The sequence below is a fragment of the Streptomyces sp. NPDC101178 genome, assembly GCF_044767965.1.
Taxonomy (GTDB): Bacteria; Actinomycetota; Actinomycetes; order Streptomycetales; family Streptomycetaceae; genus Streptomyces.
On sequence record NZ_JBIWOZ010000009.1, the window covers coordinates 392453 to 411515 of the forward strand.

Below are 19063 nucleotides of genomic sequence, written 5' to 3' on the forward strand. Positions count from 1 at the left end.
GGGCGTGTCCTTCTTGGCCGAGGGGGAGGAGACCGCTCCGTCATGGGCAAGGGCGTGTCACGGGCGCTGCTGATCGCGGCCCCTCAGCAAGACATCGAGTTCGTCCGCCAGGACACGTCCCGTATCAGGGACGCCCTGCTCGGATCGGGCTACTCGGACGGCGACATCACCGTGCTGGACACCGAGAAGCAGACGACCGGGAACGGGATCGTCGCGGCCCTCAACACCTTTCTGGCCCAGTGCCAGGACGACGACTTCGCCCTCGTCTACTTCTCCGGTCACGGGGTGCGCAGAGGGGACGCGGACTTCCTCGTGCCCAGCGACGCGGACCGGGCGGCGCTGCGCAGTCTCATCAAGGTGGCGCCCAACGAGCTTTTGGAGAAGCTGGGTTCGGCGGCGACCGTGATGCTCTGCCTCGACGCGTGCCGGGACGAGGCCGACCCGGACATAGGGACCCCGTCTCCGCCGGAGGTGTCGCACCAGCGCCGCAACGTCGTCCTGCTCCAGGCGTGCGTGGCGGGGGAACGGGCCATGGGCACCGAGGACGGCAGTTTCATGGGCCGGGCGCTGGCCGAGGCGCTGTCCCCTGACACGCCGTGGCGCACGATCGCCGAGGTGATCACTCAGGTGAAGCGCCGTACCGAGGAGATAGCCCGGGACAACGGGAGCCGGCACCCGGTGGACGTTTTATGGCTGGGCAGTCCGCTGGGCGATGCCCCGGCCAAGCCATCCCGGCGGGAGATCTGCGCGTCCAGACCGGGGCCTCGGGGATGGACCGCCGCCATGCACGATTCGCCCCTGTGGGGCAGAGTCGCTGGCGACGGCATGGTGACCGGTCGGCTCAAGGACCGCATCAGCCTGCTCATCGACAAGGTCCTCCGCATCCGGCACGACGCGAACCGGGAACGCAAGGCCGGCCCGGATCTCTGGGAGGATCCCCAGTTTCCCGAGCGTGTCCTCACCCAGCTACACCGGCTCGTCCCGGAGAGCCCGGAGGGGCGGCTGAGCCCTCTCGAAGTGGTCGTCCTCGTGGCGACGCCCTTCGTCCGCGAAGCCGCCGTGGCGTGCAGCCGCCGGGCCTTGGCGGAGATCTACCCGGCCGCCGGGCCCGCCGAGGACGAGGAGGCACCGTCCGACGACGACGGCGCCTTCAGGCACTACCTCGGACAGGACATGGAGGACGTCCGCCGGGCCTATCGGCAGATCGACGCCAAGCGACTCAGACTGCGTGATGCCGGGGCGGACGCCGCCGCGGTCGCCGCCGAACAGTGGCTGAGGCACCGGCTCCTGGCCGACTGGGACCAGCTCTGGTACCCGGGCTCCGCGCCCGTGATCGGCGCTCTGGAGAGCATGACGGATGTCCTCGACATGCTGACGGACGCCGCCGAGTACGCCGCGTCCCTCGACATCTCGTCGAAGGCCACCCGCCGCAACCGGGTGCGTGACGCGCTCCTCCAGGTGGCCTCCCAGATGCGCACCCGCCCGTCGGGGAAGGCCCCGGACGGGAAACCCTGGGAGGACCAGCTGGCGGAGCGCCTGATGCTGACCGACACGACGTCCTGGCGCCCCGCCCACCTCGCCGGGCTCCTGCACATGGCCGAGTTGCTCGCCATCGACCCTCGGATGCTGGACGGCATCGTCGTGGACCACCTCGGCAACGACGACGCCATGGGCGAGGTGGCGAGGCTGGCTACCGGACTGGATGACGGCGGTTTCGCTCCCTCCGGCGGTCAGGAGTGGGGGCTGGTACTCGAGTGCCCCGGCGCAGCACTGCACGTGGCGCTGGACCGGCACGCGCACGCCGCGTCCGCCGCCGCGCGCGATCTCCGGGACGCTCATCGCCAGGCGGCGCTGTTCGCCCGGCTCCCCAAGAGCATCGGCACGGGCGGCCTGGAGCCGCAGGACGGCAGTTACAAGTCCCCGCCGCCCCGCTTTCAGCTCGCGGAGGACGGCGTCAAGCCCCTCATCATGGGCACCCAGCTCTACGGCGACCACATGCTCGCCCTCCGCGAGCTCTACCAGAACGCGCTCGACGCCTGCCGCCGACGTCATGCCCGCCAGAGATACGCCGCCACTGTCCCTCAGCAGGAGGGCGGCCTCCGCCCAGGCACCCATGTCAAGGAACTGTCCGAGTACACCGTCACCTTCGTTCTCGGCCGCGACGAGCACGAGCGGATCTACCTGGAGTGCGAGGACAACGGCATCGGCATGACCGAGGAAGAGCTCGACAAACTCTTCTCCCAGGCCGGCCGGCGCTACGAACAGTCGCCGCAGCACGTCCGCGAACTGCGCCGCTGGCGACGCAAGGGGGTGTATCCCGAACTCAACAGCCGTTTCGGCATCGGCGTCTTCAGTTACTTCATGCTCGCCGAGACGATCGAGGTCACCACCCGGCCCGCCGACGAGAGCGGAGTCGGCAGCGGCGGGGCCGGCCATCACGTCCATGTCACATCGGACTCCGGCCTGATGCGCACGTCCACCGACCGGTCCATGGAGGCCGGCACCCGGATCCGCCTCCACCTGCGTCCCGAATTCACCGGCACCCCTCCCTCCGTCATCAAGATCCTTCGGGAACAGATCTGGCACACCCCGGTACGGCTGCGCGTGGAGGACCGACTCACCGAGCCGTATGACCACGACGAGTGGAAGCCGGGCGTCCTGAAGTCGATCACTGCGGTGGTGCCCCAGGGCTCGCCCGAGGGCCCGTGGTGGGTTCGGGGCAAGGGCGCGCGTCTGGTGGATGGAATCCTCGTCGGGAACGACGAGCGACCACACGGCTATGTCGTCAATCTGCGCCGCCGGCACCGACCGGACCTCAGCGTCGACCGCAACCGGCTCCAGGGCTTCGCGACCGACACGGTCCGCGAGGAACTGGCCGGGGCTGTGGACGCGCTGAGGCGTTGGGATCCGATACCTCTTGAGTGGCTGTGGCAGCTCATCAACGACGATGCCCGCATCGGCGAGACCGTTCTACGGCATCTACTCTCCAGTGGCGCCCGAGTCGCGCTGGACCAGTGGCACGACGAGGAAGTGAGTTCTCCAGGCCACTCGGTGGCCTTGGCCTCGCTCGGCTGTCTCCCCGCCGACAGAGATGCCGGCTCGATCTCGCCCCACTTCGCTGAGGAAATCGCCTCCCCGGCCCTGTTTTTCCGCTGGTGGCGGTCCCAGCTCGTGAACACGCCCAGCCAGGGATCCCGGGCAGGAAGTCACCGCGTTGTCATCGGCTACCCCGCCGGTTTCCCGCAACCCTCAGCCTTGGATGGCCTGTTGTTCCGTGGCATGCCCGCCGCGCGCTGGAGCCCCACGGCGGCGGCGCTCAGGGCGGCCGCGGACGGCGGGCACGACCTGCGGACCGTGACACGCGCCCTCCGGCGCTACGCCGTCGCCGGGCTCCAGGTGCCCGCAGTGGCCGACATCCCCCGCCTCGCCGACCTCGAGATCAGCCCGCTGCTGGCCGAACTGGACAAGGCCTATCTCGTTCAAAGCCCTTACAGCCCGGCCCTGCGGGGTCTGGAACCACCGGCTCACGCCCCCATTCCGCTCATAGCCGGCCACTACGGCAAAACGCTCCAGGAAATCACCGAGCTCGTCGGTCGGCTCCGGACTCTTCACCCCGACGTTCCCGAGCCGCCGGATGTCGGTGAGCTCGCCCGGCACATCCCGGATCAGCAGGAACTCGCCGTCCTCAGGGCTGAGTCGGTTGTCAATCTCGATGCGCTTCCCGAAGTCGTAACGCCTCAGATAGCCGCCTACCTTGCCAAGCAGCTCGGCATCGAGCCCGCCACCGTCGTGACCGTCGTCCGGCGCTACGAGCGGTTCGGCTTCCGGACGAGCGGGGACCTGGGTGACGTCCGGTTCCTGGACGGCGACGAAGCGGCCTTGGATCTCACGTACCACATGTCGACACTGGAGCTGCTGGCCCAGCCGTCCATCAGTCTGCTGAGAGTGGTCCGGCTGTCGGCCAAGCGGGGTGACCCGACGGTGGGATCCACAGCCCATTCCGTTCGGAAGATCGCCGAGCGGCTGCGCTTGCGGATGGACGACCCGTCGGGCGGGCCCCTCGCATCGGTCAAGGCACCCTCGTGGTGGTCCGACCTCGCGCTGGAAGACAATTCGGTCGACGGCCCGTTGAGCACCTGGACTGTGCTGCGCGCCCTGTGGGATTGGCCGGAACCCGAGTCGGTGGATGACGACGTCGCTGCGGTCAAGGCCTTGGCCGCAGCGGGACTGGTGCGCGTCGAAGCCGTCGAAGCCGTGCGCACGTGGTGGCAGACCCCGTCCCGCGAACGCCCGGAGGCATTGGTCAACACCCGCAGGTCGCTGCGCTTCCGTGGCGCCACCTGGGACCTGACGGCCGAACTCGACACCGTATCCGACCGCGTCGACACTCACTGCCTTCTTCTCCTTGCGGCTCACCTGCGCGCCACGATCGGTGAGACGGCCGACGAGGTGCGCCGCGAGGCCGAGCCTTACGGCATCGACGTCGACCTCGTGCCCGAGGAGGCCCGAGGGCTGAGTCCCCACCTGAAAGTGCTCGAGGCGCTGTGCACGGACTGGGGACGCAAGTGGAAGACCGAGGTCACCCGCCGGGACATCGTCACCTATGCCCGCGAGTGCGGAGTCGCCCTGGACACAGCGGTATCCGAACTACGCGCCTACCAAACCCTCGGCGCCCCCGCCCTGCCGACCCTCGCCGCACCGTCCGGTGACGCGACACCCGCACAGGCACTGAACCCCACGGTGCGGGCCACCATGGAGGAACTACTCCGGTTCGAACCCCTGGCCCGGGGAAGCGTCAGCCCGCTGACGCTGACGATCACCGCCGTGCGCATGGGCCTCGGTCTGCTCGAGACCTACCGGGCGCTGGCCTGCTACGCGCACCTGGGACTGACCATGGACTGCCCCATGCCCCCGAACCCGGCCCCGGACGACGCCCACACGCCCGACTGGCGGGACGTCGTCATTCTCACTGCACACCTCACCGGGAGCGAACCGGCCCTGGCCAGGGAGGTGACGGAGGAGCACATCCGGCTGGCAGCCGAGGAGACCGAGCTGGACGCCGCCGGGGTGCGCCGTCGACTGGCCCATTACGCGCCCTTGTTCGGTCTTCGCGTCCCCACCGCTCCCAAGGAGGCGAACCGTACCGCAGAAGAAGCAGCAGATGCCGAGGCCGAGACCCAGGCGGAGAAGGAGTCCACGTGACCGGCCATGAGGACGTGCCCTACCAGGAGCAGCAGGTCGCGCCGCCTGACGACCTGCGGCAGCACACGGACGGGACGGGCGTCCCGGAGTTCACCGGCACCTGCCCGGTCTGCCACGGCCGGAACGTGTTCGCGCTCCCGCGCCTCTCGCCCGGCATCGTGCCCAAGAGATGGCGCCGACGGCGGAACGACGGTTCCTCCACCCCAGCCACCGAGCAGCACCGCATGGACTGCGAGTGCCCGATGACTCACCCCATGGATCCCTTGGAGCACGGGGGTTGTGGCGCGTGGTGGACAGTCGCCGTACAACCGGCCGCGCCGCAGGGATCCTGATGAGCGCCATCCCGCCCCGCATCTCCGCGCGGGCCCTCCGCCTCCAAGCCCGGCAGCGGCTGTACGACATGCTCCAGTCACAGTTGGAGATGGCCCGCCATCAGGCCGAGGGCTGGCGCAACTTCCTCGCCACGGCGACCGCGCTCCTGGCGGCCGTCCTGGTGCTGAAGGGACGCGAGAACGTCGCCGAGCTGACCCCCATTTACCGGTGGGGCGTCGTACTCGCCATGTCCCTCGGCCTGTTGGCCCTGCTGACCTCGGCTTTCGCGGCCGCTTCCGCTGCGCACGGACGGCCGAAGGACGCGTTGCGGTACGCCGACGAATCGCAGCTCCTGCGGTGGGAGGAGAAGGAGTGCGAACGCATCGGGAAACTGGTGAACCGCGCCCGCTGGCTCGCGGTCGCCGGAGTACTGGCAACGGCGGCGGGGGTGCTGGCGACCTGGGTGGCCCCCGCAAGCGAGAAGGGGGGCGCGATCGTCACCGTGCACACCCGTCAGGGCGCTGTGTGCGGCGAACTGGTCGCGCTGGACCCATCCGGTGTGACGGTCCGGGTCAAGGTGAACGGCGACACCGCTTCGAGTAAGGGCCCCAAAGACTCCCTGCGCAAGCTCGCCTGGGGTTCCGAGGCGCTGAGCGCCGGCCCCTCCCCCGGCTGCTGAGGGGTACCGCTGTCCGCACGGGCTGCCGCGCGGGCGCGGCCCACGGTCGCGGCGTCATCGCGACCCTCCGGCACCGCGCCCACCAGATCGGCGGGCGGAGCCCGCGGCTATGCAACGACGACCGCTACAGCGGTGCCGTCCGCATCGCCATCCCTCCCGATGGCACACGACCGAGGCCCCGGACCGATCCGCCCACCCCCCTCACCCCGCGACCGGCTCCCACCCCGGATCCCGCCCCGTCACCGCCAGCACCCGTTCGAACGCCGTAGCCCCCGCCGCCACCGGGAACGGCTCGCCGAACACCTTCATCTCCCGGGCCTGCGGCGCCAGGGCCGCCAGCCCCGGTCCCACCTCGTCGACCACGGCCGGGTCCGGCACGAACGCACCGCCCGTCGCCCGCGCCAGGTCCCACGCGTGCACGGTCAGATCGCCCAGCACCATCAGCCCCACCGTCCGGGCCGGCAGCCCCATCTGCCCGGCCGTGCCCTCCTCGGCCCCCGGTGCGTCCCACGCCTCCACCAGCCGGGCGGTCTCCTCGCCGAACCTGCTCCGCCAGTCCCCCGTCACGAACTCCGGCTGATGGCCGAAATTCACCTCCTCCCGGGCCGCCAGGGCCTGGAAGTTCACGACCACCAGGAACAGGTGGTTCAGCAGCGCCCGTACGTCGTACTCCGCGCACGGCGTACGGAGGTCCAGCTGCGCGTCGTCGATGTCCCGCACGACGGGCAGGGCCCGGCCCGCGGCGGCTTCCAGCAGTTCACTGATCTTCTGAGTCATGGCTCCCACGCTCCTCCTCCGGGCCCGCCCGCGTCTTGAACAAACGCGACAGGCCGCCACGGCGTACCTAGGATCGATGGCATGGCCGCCGGACCTCGCCGCGACACCCGGGGCATCGTCGACGCCCCCGACCTGTTCGCGCGCGTCCACTTCCGCCGCCGCGAGCCCGCCCCCGCGCTCCGCCCCTACCTGGAGCACTACTGGCTCATCGACTGGGATCTCGATCAGCCGTACGCCGCCCACGTCGTCCCGCATCCGTCGGTCAACCTCGTCCTCCAGCGGTACGAGGCCGGGGAGAGCGCCCGCGAACGGGCCGGCTACGCCGAGGTCGCGGGCATCGGCCTCGGGCTCTTCACCCAGAAGCTGACGGGGCGCGGCCGGGTCTGCGGGGTGCAGTTCCGGCCCGGCGGATTCCGCCCGTTCGCGCCGGAGCACGCCCTGAGCGAGCTGACCGGACGCCGGATCGACGCCGCCGAGGTGCTGCGTACGCCTCCGCCCGTCGGCGCGGTCCTGGACCCGGCCGACGAGGACGACCGGGTCGCCGCGCTGGACGCCTGCCTGCTCGCCCTGGAGCCCCGGCCCGACCCGCAGGCCACGCTGGCGATGGAGCTGGCCGACCGGGTGCGTACGGACCGCTCGGTGCGCCGGGCCGGAGCGCTCGCCCGGGACGCGGGCCTCTCGCCGCGCTCGCTGCAGCGGCTCTTCTCCGCGTACGTCGGCGTGGGCCCGAAGTGGGTCATCCTCCGCTACCGCGTCCACGAGGCCCTGGAGCGCGCCGAGTCCGATCCGGCGGTGGACTGGGCGCGGCTGGCGGCCGACCTCGGCTACAGCGACCAGGCCCACCTCGTACGGGACTTCACCGCCACGGTCGGCGTCCCGCCGACGGCGTTCGCCGCGCCACCTCCGTAGGCCTCCAAATGCCTGGCAGCCCGCCCCGCCCCGGTGGCATCCTGGCCGGGTGAACGGACCCGAGATCACCCTCGAAGTAGCCCCTGAGCTGCGGCTCTTCGTCCCGCACGAGCGCCGCGCGGGCCGCACGCCGCTCACCACCGACGGCGTCTCCACGCTCGGCCATGTCATCGAGTCCCTCGGCATCCCGCTCACCGAGGCCGGCACGCTGCTGGTGAACGGCGCCCCGGTCGGGCGCTCCCACATCCCGGGCCCGGACGAGCACATCGCCGTACAAGCGGTCGAGCGCCCCCAACAGGTCCCCGGCGCACCCCTCCGCTTCCTCCTCGACGTCCATCTCGGCACGCTGGCCCGCAGGTTGCGGCTGCTGGGCGTGGACGCGGCGTACGAGAGCGAGGACATCGGCGACCCCGCGCTCGCCGCCCTCTCCGCGCGGGAGCGGTGCGTCCTGCTCTCCCGGGACCGCGGGCTGCTGCGCCGCCGGGAGATCTGGGCCGGGGCGTACGTCTACAGCGACCGGCCGCAGGAGCAGCTCCGTGACATCCTCGGCCGCTTCGCCCCGGCCCTCGCCCCGTGGACCCGCTGCACCGCCTGCAACGGCGCGCTGGCGGACGCGGACAAGCACGCGGTGAGCGACCGGCTGGAGCACGGCACGCAGCAGGCGTACGACGTGTTCGCGCAGTGCACGGCGTGCGCCCGGGTGTACTGGCGCGGCGCGCACCACGGCCACCTGGAGACGATCGTCGCGGACGCGGTACGGGAGTTCGGCGACGCGGCGGCGTAGCCGGAGGCCCACCGGTTCAGAAGGCGTACGCGTCTCCCGTGGCGGGCGCGAGCACCTCGTGCGCGTCGTTCTTGCGGTCGGTGTCCTGCGCGCCGCCGCTCCAGACGGTGTCCAGCCGTACGACGACCTCGTCCGGGCCGTCCGCCAGCGTCAGGTCGAGCGCCGTCTGCCGGGCCCCGCCGCCGGAGCGCAGTCCGCCCGTCTCGCAGAGCACGGTCGCCGCGGCGCCCCGGAGACAGCCGTACGGCAGCTCCTGCCGCGCGGCGAGCGGCACGGAGAAGCGCAGCCGTACGGTCGAGGCGGTCACATCGGCGGGTCCGCGGTTCTCGCTCCGGATCCGGATCCCGACGCGGTCGCCCCAGAGGGAGACGTAGCCGTGATGGGAGAGGTCGGCCCGGGGTGCGGGGGCGGGCACCGGGGTGGCGGTGGTGCCCGAAGCGGCCGGTCCGGCCGCCATCAGTACGGTCGTCGTGGCGGCTGCCAGCGGCATCAGCAGCCCTCTCAGCGTCAGTCCCATGTACCGGAACATACCGACATCACCATCTAAAACGACTAACAGAATAATGAGACGCGCTCTGCCCCACCCGCACAGCCCACGCGGCGTCATGTGGTTCACGTATCACCGGCCTGGACGCCCCGGCCCGGCCCGGCCACGGCTGCCTATCCTTTCCCCGTCACCGATCAGCTGCCCGAGGAGATCCGCCATGACCGCCACCCCCATCGCCGTCGTCACCGGTGCGAGCAGCGGCATCGGCGCCGCGACCGCCCGCACCCTGGCCGCCGCCGGCTTCCGGGTCGTGCTCACCGCCCGCCGCAAGGACCGGATCGAGGCGCTCGCCGCCGAGATCACCGACGCGGGCCACGAGGCGACGGCGTACGCCCTGGACGTGACCGACCGCGCGGCCGTCGACGAGTTCGCCACCGCGTTCCGCTCCCTGGCCCTCCTCGTCAACAACGCCGGCGGCGCACTGGGCGCCGACCCGGTGGCGACCGGCGACCCGGCCGACTGGCGCCAGATGTACGAGACGAACGTCATCGGCACCCTGAACGTCACCCAGGCCCTGCTCCCCGCCCTCACCGCCGGCGGCGACGGCACGATCGTCATCCTCTCCTCCACCGCCGCGCTCTCCTCCTACGAGGGCGGCGGCGGCTACGTGGCCGCCAAGCACGGCGAACACGTCCTCGCCGAGACCCTGCGCCTGGAGATCGTCGGTACCCCGGTCCGCGTCATCGAGGTGGCCCCCGGCATGGTCAAGACCGACGAGTTCGCCACCACCCGCTTCCGCGGCGACACCGAGAAGGCCGCCAAGGTCTACGCCGGCGTGGACGCCCCGCTCACCGCCGAGGACGTCGCCGACACGATCGGCTGGGCCGTCACCCGCCCGAGCCACGTCAACATCGACCTCCTGGTGGTCCGCCCCCGCGCCCAGGCCTCCAACACGAAGGTGCACCGGGTGCTCTGAGCGCAACGCCCCGCCACCGAGGAAGCAGGGCCTCCCTGGCAGAGACCCGTCGCCGGCCGCCGGGCCTGGAGGGGCTTCGGGCGGAGAACGTTGCGCCCCTCCCGTAGAGGCCCGGAGAAGCGATGAGTGCCCGTCGCCACCCACGACGACGGGCCCCTCACCTCAGCCGCTCAGCCCTTGATGCAGATGACCTGCTTGAGCCTCGCGACGACCTCGACCAGGTCCCGCTGCTGCTCCATGACCTGCTCGATCGGCTTGTACGCGGCCGGGATCTCGTCCAGGACCCCGGAGTCCTTGCGGCACTCCACGCCCCGCGTCTGCTCCTCCAGGTCGCGCACCGTGAAGCGGCGCTTGGCGGCGCTCCGGCTCATCCGGCGACCGGCGCCGTGGGAGGCCGAGTTGAACGCCTTCTCGTTGCCGAGACCCTTCACGATGTACGAGCTGGTGCCCATCGAGCCGGGGATGATCCCGTACTCACCGGAGCCGGCGCGGATCGCTCCCTTGCGGGTGACCAGCAGGTCCGCTCCGTCGTACCGCTCCTCCGCCACGTAGTTGTGGTGACAGGAGATCTCCTGCTCGAAGACCGGCTTCGCCTTCTTGAACTCCTTGCGGACCACGTCCTTGAAGAGCGCCATCATGATCGCGCGGTTGTACTTGGCGTACTCCTGCGCCCAGTACAGATCGTTCCGGTAGGCAGCCATCTGCGGGGTGTCCGAGACGAAGACCGCCAGGTCCCGGTCGATGATCCCCTGGTTGTGCGGCAGCTTCTGCGCGATCCCGATGTGGTGCTCGGCCAGCTCCTTGCCGATGTTCCGGGAGCCGGAGTGCAGCATCAGCCACACACTCCCGTCACTGTCGAGACAGAACTCGATCATGTGGTTGCCCGATCCGAGCGTCCCCATCTGCTTCGTAGCACGTTCCTGACGGAACTTGACCGCTTCCGCGATCCCGTCGAACCGCCCCCAGAAGTCGTCCCACCCGGACGTCGGGAACCCGTGCAGTCTCCCCGGGTCCACCGTCCCGTCGTGCATCCCGCGGCCCACCGGAATGGCCTGTTCGATCTTGGAGCGCAGCCGTGACAGGTCGCCGGGAAGGTCGTTCGCCGTCAGGGACGTCCGGACCGCGGACATCCCGCAGCCGATGTCGACCCCCACCGCGGCCGGGCAGACCGCGCCCTGCATCGCGATCACAGAACCGACCGTCGCGCCCTTGCCGAAGTGGACGTCCGGCATGACGGCCAGGCCCTTGACCCACGGCAGCGTGGACACGTTCCGCAGCTGCCGCATCGCCACGTCCTCGACCGACGCGGGATCCGTCCACATCCGGATCGGGACCTTCGCTCCTGGCACCTCTACGTACGACATAACTCCTCGATTCCCCCGAGATTCCCCCGAAAAGACGGAAAGCGCAAAACCGGGCCCAAGGTCGGCGAACAAGTCGGCCGACCGGCATTCACAGCGGCGCGTGCGATACACATTGTGTCCATCGGCCGCCTCCGAGCGGCAACATGTTTTCCGTACCGAAGGGAGCCTGGGACGGTGCGACACATGGCGTACGTACCCGGCGTCGCGCTCCTCGCAGCGCTCGCCGTCGGCTGCAGTGCCGGCTCCGACGGCAGCGCGAGCGACGCCGACAGCAAGCCGGGCAGCCTCACCGTCACCACCGCGCCCCCGGGCAAGTACCGGACCCTGCCGGCGCCCTGCCGTGCCGTGCCGGGCTCCACGCTCAAGGACCTGCTCCCGGGCGTCGCCGAGCTGTCCCGGCGACAGCAGGAGAAGGCGCTGCGCGGGTCGCCGACCGTCACCTACGACACCGACCGCAAGGTCGGCTGCAGCTGGAAGTCCGACGCCCCGGACTCCTCCCGGAACCTCTCGATCGACTTCGAACGCGTGGTCTCGTACGACCCGGCCGTGAGCGACGACGACCGCGCCCGCGCGCTGTACGTGAAGAAGGAGAACGCGGCCGATCTGTCGGGGAGGACCGCTCCCGGGACGGCTCCGGAGAGGGGCACTCCCAAGAGCTCGGCAAGCCCGGAGGGAGAGGAGCCCGACAGCAGCCGGAGCCCGACGAGCCCCTCGGCCTCCCCTTCCGGCACCTCCGGCACTCCCGGCACTCCCGGCGCGTCCGGCAGCAGCGACGAGGACCTCCGGCCGCGCGTGCTCGACAAGCTCGGAGACGCCGCATTTCTGGACGATCTCCTCACCCGGGCAGGTTCCACCGCACAGCACCGCACGGTGAGCGTGGTATTCCGCACATCGAACGTCATCGTGACCGTCCGGTACGGCGAGCAGCCGGTCCTCGTCACCAAGGTGCCCGACAGCAAGGAACTGCAGGACAAGGCCCAGGCACTGGCCCGGAAGCTGGCCGAGGTGATCAGCGAGTAGGACCGCGTACGGGCCCTCCGGGCGGCCGGTCCGCCGGTCGTCCGGGGGCGTGACCGGGGCGCCGTGAGGGCGCCGCCCGTCGTACCGTGGCACCACGAACGAGACCTCCGTGCCGTCCGAGTGAAGGAACCATGCACCGATCAGCTCCGCGACTGTCCCGCATACTCGCCTGCTCCGCCGTACCGGTGATGCTCGTAGCCGCCGGCTGCTCGTCGGACTCCGGCTCCGACTCCGACGCCAAGAAGAACGCGGGCTCCGCATCGTCCGACGCCGCTGCCGAGCCGACGAAGGCCGCGGTCGCGCCGGCGAAGTTCACCGACCTGCCCGACGCCTGCTCCTCGGTCGCGAAGAAGACCATCGAGGACCTGGTGCCCGACGCCAAGAAGAAGGGCGGCACGGCGGGCCGCTCCAGCGACCTCTCGGTGCGCGGCAGCTGCTCGTGGAACGGCCTGGACGACAAGGGCGTCAAGGGCTCGGACTACCGCTGGCTCTCCGTCTCCCTCACTCGCTTCGACTCCGACCAGTCGCTCGGCAGCGGCGCCGCGCGCGCCGCCGAGGACTACACGAAGCAGATCACCAAGGAGAAGGGGAGCGAGGGCGCGCAGAAGGTCGCCGCGGCCGCCGCCCCCGGCATCGGCGACGAGGCCACGGCGATCACGTACAAGGTCAACAAGACGGACGAGGACTTCGAGTACGCCACGGTCGTGACCCGTACCGGCAATGTCGTCATCTCCCTGACGTACAACGGCGCCGGCTACGCGGGCGCGAAGACCCCGGCCGCGGCGGACATCCTCAAGGGCGCCCGGAAGGCGGCGATGGAGGCGGTCGGCAAGGTCGGCGCCACCGCCGGTTCCGGCAGCGCGAAGGCCTCTCCGTCGGCCGGTGCGACCGAGAAGGACGACAAGAAGGACGAGAAGCCCGAGTCCGAGGCCTCGCCCAAGTCGTGACCTGAGCCGGCCCGGAACCCCGAACTCCCAGGCCGCACACCGTTTTCCGGAGCCCGACCCTCCGCCGAGGGCCGGGCTCCACCCCTCCCCGCGCAACACGACTCGCACACATGTGCCAGGCTGTGCCAGCGCCGGACGTCGGATGCCGGACGGAGAGAAGAAGTCGGGGAGGGGAGCGCCGGTGGCCGCCATACCGCTGACACGCACGCACCGGATACTCATCGGGATCGTCGTCGCCGGCGCGGTGATCATCGCCGCGATCGGGTTCGCGGGCTCCTACGCGGCCGTGCGCGAGCTGGCCGAGGCCAAGGGGTTCGGCCAGTTCTCCCTGGTCTTCCCGATCGGCATCGACGCGGGCATCTGCGTGCTGCTGGCCCTGGACCTGCTGCTGACGTGGATGCGGATCCCGTTCCCGTTGCTGCGTCAGACGGCGTGGCTGCTGACCGCCGCGACCATCGCGTTCAACGGCGCCGCCTCCTGGCCCGATCCGCTCGGCACCGCGATGCACGCGGTGATCCCGGTCCTGTTCGTCGTCTCCGTGGAGGCCGCCCGCCACGCGGTGGGCCGGATCGCGGACATCACGGCCGACAAGCACATGGAGGGCGTACGCCTCACCCGCTGGATCCTCTCCCCCGTACCGACGTTCAAGCTGTGGCGGCGCATGAAGCTCTGGGAGCTGCGCAGTTACGAACAGGTCATCAAGCTCGAACAGGAGCGGCTGATCTACCAGGCCCGTCTCCAGGCCCGGTTCGGCCGCAACTGGCGCCGCAAGGCGCCGGTCGAGTCGATGATGCCGCTGCGGCTGGCGAAGTACGGCGTCCCGCTCGGGGAGACCGCCCCGGCCGGGCTCGCCGCCGCCGGCATCGAGCCGGCCCTGCTGCCGCCCGCCCCGAAGCCCGAACTGCCGTACGAGCCGCGGCGCGAGCAGGACCGCGAGCCGAGCCAGGAACACGGGTACGAGCAGGGGCGCGGGCCTCAGGGTCCGCAGGGTCCGCAGGGTCCGCAGGGTCCGCAGGGTCCGCAGGGTCCGCAGGGTCCGCAGCAGGAGCAGGCCCAGCAGCACCCGCAACAACAGCAACAACAGCCGCAGGGACAGCAGCCACAGCCGATGTCGCTCCAGAAGCAGCCGGCACCCCAGCAGCAGGGCCAGCTTCCCGAGCAGAACCCGCAGGGCCCGCCCACCCACGACAGCCCCTGGTTCGCCGCGCAGAAGCTTCCGGAGGGCCCGAGCGCGAGCGCGTACGACCCGCAGCACACCGACGGCCTGGAGCCGACGCCCGCCGCCGTCCCGCTGGGCCCCGGCCGCACCCGGCCGCTCGGCAACGTCGGCACGATCGGCGCGGTCCCGCACCCCCGCCGCGAAGAGCCGCAGGAGACGCCGGGGCCGGTCCAGCAGGTGGCGCCGGAGCCGGTCCAGCAGGTGGCGCAGCCCGTACAGCCCGTCCGGCAGGCCGCTCAGCCCGTACAGCAGCCGGTACCGCCCGTGCCGCAGGCCGCCGATGAGGAGCCGCCCGCCGTGCCCGCCCCCGGCCCCGAGGACGCGCCGCAGCTGGAGGAGTGGTCCCAGGAGGACAACGACTTCGCCGACCGCGCGTACGAGGAGTTCAGCGCGTACACGGACGAGGTCGGCCAGTACCCGAACATCGAGACCCTCGACATCCACCTGGCCGACCGGCGCGATGTGCACCACCCGCGCTCGACCGAGCTGCTCCAGGACCTGATGCCGCAGTTCAGGAACCTCTACATGCAGCGCGCGACGGCCGACCAGAGCGCCTGAGCCGTACCCGTACCCGTACCCGTACCCGTACCGAAGCGAAGGGCCGCCGCCCGGGAGGAGTTCCCGGACGGCGGCCCTTTTTCCGTACGTACGGCGGTGCTACGCGCCCAGCAGCCTGCGCACCCGCTCCGCCCCCACCGCGAGCAGCAGCGTGGGCAGACGCGGCCCCGTGTCGCGGCTGACCAGCAGCCGGTACAGCAGGGCGAAGAACGACCGCTGCGCGGCCTTCAGCTCGGGCGTCGGCTTGGCGTCCGGCTCCAGGCCCGCCAGCACCTTCGGCACGCCGTAGACGAGCGTGGTGAGCCCGTCCAGCGACCAGTGCGTGTCCAGGCCCTCCAGCAGGAGGCGCAGCGACTCGCGGCCCTGGTCGTCGAGCGAGCCCAGCAGCTCCTTGTCGGGCTCGTCCCGGACGATGGTGCGGGCCTCGGCCGGGACCTGGGTGGTGATCCAGTTCTCGGCGCGGTCCAGGCGCGGGCGCGCCTCGTCCAGCGAGGTCAGCGGGTTCTCCGGGTCGAGCTCGCCGAGGATGCGCAGCGTCTGGTCCTCGGCGCCGGCGGTGATGTCGGCGACCGAGGCGAGCGTCCGGTACGGGAGCGGGCGCGGGGTGCTCGGAAGCTCCCCGGCCGCCGTGCGGACCGCACGCGCGTACGCGGCGGCGTCGGCGGGCAGGACCGTTCCGTCGGCGACCTTGCGGCCCAGCGAGTCCCACTCGTCGTACAGCCGCTGGATCTCCTGGTCGAAGGCGATCTTGAACGACTGGTTGGGCTTGCGGCGGGCGTAGAGCCAGCGCAGCAGCGGCGCCTCCATGATCTCCAGCGCGTCGGCCGGGGTCGGTACCCCGCCCTTGCTGCTGGACATCTTGGCCATGCCGGAGATGCCGACGAAGGCGTACATGGGCCCGATGGGCTGCACGCCGTCGAAGACCTCGCGGACGATCTGGCCGCCGACGACGAAGGAGGAGCCGGGCGAGGAGTGGTCGACGCCGCTGGGCTCGAAGATCACACCCTCGTACGCCCAGCGCATCGGCCAGTCGACCTTCCAGACCAGCTTGCCGCGGTTGAACTCGCCCAGCCGGACCGTTTCGGCGAAGCCGCACGCCGAGCAGGTGTAGTTCAGCTCGGTGGTGTCGTCGTCGTAGGAGGTGACGACGGTGAGGTCCTTCTCGCAGTTGCCGCAGTAGGGCTTGTACGGGAAGTAGCCGGCGCTGTTGCCGCTGCCGTCGTCCTCACCGGCGGCGCCGGAGCCCTCGGCGGCCTCCAGCTCGGCCTCGTCGACCTTCTTCTGCTGCTGCGGCTTCTTACCGCCCTTGCCCTGAGCCGCCGGGTCCTTCTTCGTCCGGTAGCGGTCCAGTACGGCGTCGATGTCGGCGCGGTGCTTCATCGCGTGCAGGACCTGCTCGCGGTAGGTCCCCGCGGTGTACTGCTCCGTCTGGCTGATCCCGTCGTACTCGACGCCCAGCTCGTCCAGGGCCGCGGTCATGGCGGCCTTGAAGTGCTCGGCCCAGTTCGCGTACGCGGAGCCGGCCGGGGCGGGCACCGAGGTGAGCGGCTTGCCGATGTGCTCGGCCCAGGACGCGTCCACGCCCGGGACGCCGTTGGGGACCTTGCGGTAGCGGTCGTAGTCGTCCCAGGAGATCAGGTGGCGCACGGTGAGGCCCCGGCGGCGGATCTCGTCGGCGACCAGGTGCGGGGTCATGACCTCGCGGAGGTTGCCGAGGTGGATCGGGCCGGACGGTGACAGGCCGGAGGCGACGACGACCGGTTTGCCAGGCGCACGACGCTCCGATTCGGCGATGACATCGTCCGCGAAGCGGGAGACCCAGTCGGTCTCGGTGCTGGTCTGACTCTCGGCCACGGTCGGCACGTCCTTCTCTCGTCTGTCGATTCCCGGTGGGTCACCGACCATTCTCCCAGCTACCGCCCGTAGCGCGAAAACGGCTTTACGCCCCGTGGGATACTGGGCAGATCCCTTGGACACCCAAGAGAATCCCCTGTACCCCTACGGAAACGGCAGCCAGACATGGCCTCGGTCCCTTCCCTCGCTTCCACGCTCCAGCAGCAGCTGGCGGACGCCCTGACGGCAGCTCTGCCGGAGGCCGGTGCCGCGGACCCGCTGCTGCGCCGAAGCGACCGGGCCGACTTCCAGGCCAACGGCATCCTGGCGCTCGCCAAGAAGCTCAAGGGCAACCCGCGCGAGCTGGCGGGCCAGGTCACCGCCGCTCTCCCGGCGGGTGAGCTGATCCAGGAGATCGAGGTCTCCGGACCCGGCTTCCTCAACATCACGCTCACCGACAAGGCGATCGTCGAGACGCTCGCCGCCCGGGCGGCCGACGCCGAGGGCCGGCTCGGCGTGCCGCTCAAGTCCGAGGCCGGGACCACGGTCATCGACTACGCCCAGCCGAACGTGGCCAAGGAGATGCACGTCGGCCACCTGCGGTCGGCGGTCATCGGCGACGCCATGGTCAAGATCATGGAGTTCACCGGCGAGAACGTCGTCCGGCGCCACCACATCGGCGACTGGGGCACCCAGTTCGGCATGCTCATCCAGTATCTGATCGAGCACCCGGGCGCCCTGAAGCACGAGGGCGACGCGGCGGACGGCGAGGCGGCGATGTCGACGCTGAACCGCGTCTACAAGGCGTCGCGGGCGCTGTTCGACTCCGACGAGGAGTTCAAGGCGCGCTCGCGGGACCGGGTGGTGGCGCTCCAGGCCGGGGACCCGGAGACGCTGGAGCTGTGGCAGGGCTTCGTCGACGAGTCGAAGATCTACTTCCACTCCGTCTTCGACAAGCTCGACATGGAGGTCCGCGACCCCGACATCGTCGGTGAGTCCGGCTACAACGCCATGCTGGAGGAGACCTGCCGGATCCTGGAGGAGACGGGTGTGGCCGTCCGCTCCGAGGGTGCGCTCTGCGTGTTCTTCGACGATGTGAAGGGCCCGGACGGCAACCAGGTCCCGCTCATCGTGAAGAAGACCAACGGCGGTTACGGCTACGCGGCGACCGACCTCTCCGCCATCCGGAACCGGGTCCAGGACCTCAAGGCCGACACCCTGCTGTACGTGGTCGACGCCCGGCAGTCGCTGCACTTCAAGATGGTCTTCGAGACGGCCCGGCGGGCCGGCTGGCTGGGCGACGGCGTCCAGGCCGTGCAGCTCGCCTTCGGCACGGTCCTCGGCAAGGACGGCAAGCCGTTCAAGACCCGTGAGGGCGAGACCGTGCGGCTGGAGGACCTCCTCGACGAGGCGGTCTCGCGGGCCACGGCGGTCGTGCGGGAGAAGGCCGGGAAGGTCGGGCTCTCCGAGGACGAGATCGTGGAGAACGGCCGGTACGTCGGCGTCGGCGCCGTGAAGTACGCGGACCTGTCGACCTCCGCCGTGCGGGACTACAAGTTCGACCTGGACCAGATGGTGTCGCTGAACGGCGACACGTCGGTGTACCTCCAGTACGCGTACGCGCGCATCCAGTCGATCCTGCGCAAGGCCGGCGACGCGGTCCCGGCCGCCCACCCGGAGCTGGCGCTGGCCCCGGCGGAGCGCGCGCTCGGCCTGCACCTGGACCAGTTCGGCGAGGTGCTCTCCGAGGTCGCGTCCGGCTACGAGCCGCACAAGCTGGCCGCGTATCTGTACCAGCTGGCGTCGCACCTCACCACGTTCTACGACCAGTGCCAGGTGCTCAGCCCGGACAACGCGCCCGAGGTCGTCGAGAACCGGCTCTTCCTGGTCGAGCTGACCGCCCGGACCCTGCACCAGGGGATGGCGCTGCTGGGCATCCGGACGCCCGAGCGGCTCTGACCGCGTCCGCTGTACGTACGCCGGCCCCGGCACCTGC

Annotated in this window: 14 protein-coding genes; 10 read left to right on the forward strand and 4 right to left on the reverse strand. The window is 70.8% G+C overall.

All coding sequences use genetic code 11. The features are described from left to right. Positions 1-42: 42 nt before the first annotated feature. From ACIRR8_RS26315 to ACIRR8_RS26325, 3 genes are read left to right on the forward strand one after another with little or no spacing between them, the layout of a single operon-like run. The gene (locus tag ACIRR8_RS26315) at positions 43-5202 is read left to right on the forward strand and encodes a caspase family protein (RefSeq protein ID WP_404069330.1); all 5160 of its coding nucleotides are present in this window, start codon (positions 43-45) and stop codon (positions 5200-5202) included. Continuing rightward, entirely contained in the window at positions 5199-5534 is a 336-nt protein-coding gene (locus ACIRR8_RS26320; protein ID WP_404069332.1) for a hypothetical protein, read from the forward strand. The genes ACIRR8_RS26315 and ACIRR8_RS26320 overlap by 4 nt, the downstream gene beginning before the upstream one ends. Next, on the forward strand, positions 5534-6193 hold the full coding sequence (locus ACIRR8_RS26325; RefSeq protein ID WP_404069334.1) for a hypothetical protein: 660 nt from the start codon (positions 5534-5536) through the stop codon (positions 6191-6193). The genes ACIRR8_RS26320 and ACIRR8_RS26325 overlap by 1 nt, the downstream gene beginning before the upstream one ends. A 201-nt stretch (positions 6194-6394) precedes the next feature. Here the strand turns inward: ACIRR8_RS26325 and ACIRR8_RS26330 are convergent, their stop codons facing one another. Next, entirely contained in the window at positions 6395-6970 is a 576-nt protein-coding gene (locus ACIRR8_RS26330; RefSeq protein ID WP_404069336.1) for a TIGR03086 family metal-binding protein, read from the reverse strand. 81 nt (positions 6971-7051) lie between these two features. Here ACIRR8_RS26330 and ACIRR8_RS26335 point away from each other — a divergent pair, with 81 nt between their 5' ends. Both ACIRR8_RS26335 and ACIRR8_RS26340 read left to right on the forward strand, forming a co-directional pair. Continuing rightward, positions 7052-7879 carry a DUF6597 domain-containing transcriptional factor gene (locus ACIRR8_RS26335; RefSeq protein ID WP_404069338.1) on the forward strand — a complete coding sequence of 276 codons (828 nt, stop codon included), beginning with the start codon at positions 7052-7054 and terminating at the stop codon, positions 7877-7879. Positions 7880-7928: 49 nt separating this feature from the next. Next, positions 7929-8663 (forward strand): Mut7-C RNAse domain-containing protein, encoded by a 735-nt coding sequence (locus tag ACIRR8_RS26340; protein ID WP_404069340.1) that lies wholly within the window; start codon positions 7929-7931, stop codon positions 8661-8663. Between the two features lie 16 nt (positions 8664-8679). Here the strand turns inward: ACIRR8_RS26340 and ACIRR8_RS26345 are convergent, their stop codons facing one another. Next, positions 8680-9180, reverse strand: coding sequence for a hypothetical protein (locus ACIRR8_RS26345; RefSeq protein ID WP_404069342.1), 501 nt, complete (start codon positions 9178-9180; stop codon positions 8680-8682). Between the two features lie 187 nt (positions 9181-9367). Here ACIRR8_RS26345 and ACIRR8_RS26350 point away from each other — a divergent pair, with 187 nt between their 5' ends. After that, positions 9368-10126 (forward strand): SDR family NAD(P)-dependent oxidoreductase, encoded by a 759-nt coding sequence (locus ACIRR8_RS26350; protein ID WP_404069344.1) that lies wholly within the window; start codon positions 9368-9370, stop codon positions 10124-10126. A gap of 170 nt (positions 10127-10296) precedes the next feature. Here ACIRR8_RS26350 and ACIRR8_RS26355 read toward each other — a convergent pair whose 3' ends face one another. Next, complete coding sequence (locus ACIRR8_RS26355; RefSeq protein ID WP_404069346.1) at positions 10297-11490, reverse strand: RtcB family protein; 1194 nt, start codon at positions 11488-11490, stop codon at positions 10297-10299. Between the two features lie 183 nt (positions 11491-11673). On the opposite strand from ACIRR8_RS26355, the gene ACIRR8_RS26360 reads away from it, so the two are divergent. The 3 genes from ACIRR8_RS26360 (at position 11674) to ACIRR8_RS26370 (ending at position 15234) form a co-directional block, all read left to right on the forward strand. Further along, a complete protein-coding gene (locus ACIRR8_RS26360) occupies positions 11674-12510 on the forward strand; it encodes a DUF3558 domain-containing protein (protein WP_404069348.1) in 837 nt (278 codons plus the stop codon). Between the two features lie 131 nt (positions 12511-12641). After that, positions 12642-13457: a DUF3558 domain-containing protein gene (locus tag ACIRR8_RS26365; RefSeq protein ID WP_404069350.1), complete on the forward strand. Its 816-nt coding sequence runs from the start codon at positions 12642-12644 to the stop codon at positions 13455-13457. Positions 13458-13638: 181 nt separating this feature from the next. Further along, positions 13639-15234 carry a DUF2637 domain-containing protein gene (locus ACIRR8_RS26370; RefSeq protein ID WP_404069352.1) on the forward strand — a complete coding sequence of 532 codons (1596 nt, stop codon included), beginning with the start codon at positions 13639-13641 and terminating at the stop codon, positions 15232-15234. A gap of 99 nt (positions 15235-15333) precedes the next feature. On the opposite strand, the gene lysS is transcribed toward ACIRR8_RS26370, so the two are convergent. Further along, positions 15334-17097 (reverse strand): lysine--tRNA ligase, encoded by a 1764-nt coding sequence (lysS, locus tag ACIRR8_RS26375; RefSeq protein ID WP_404069354.1) that lies wholly within the window; start codon positions 17095-17097, stop codon positions 15334-15336. Positions 17098-17253: 156 nt separating this feature from the next. Here lysS and argS point away from each other — a divergent pair, with 156 nt between their 5' ends. After that, complete coding sequence (argS, locus tag ACIRR8_RS26380) at positions 17254-19026, forward strand: arginine--tRNA ligase (RefSeq protein ID WP_404069356.1); 1773 nt, start codon at positions 17254-17256, stop codon at positions 19024-19026. The last annotated feature ends 37 nt before the right edge of the window (positions 19027-19063 follow it).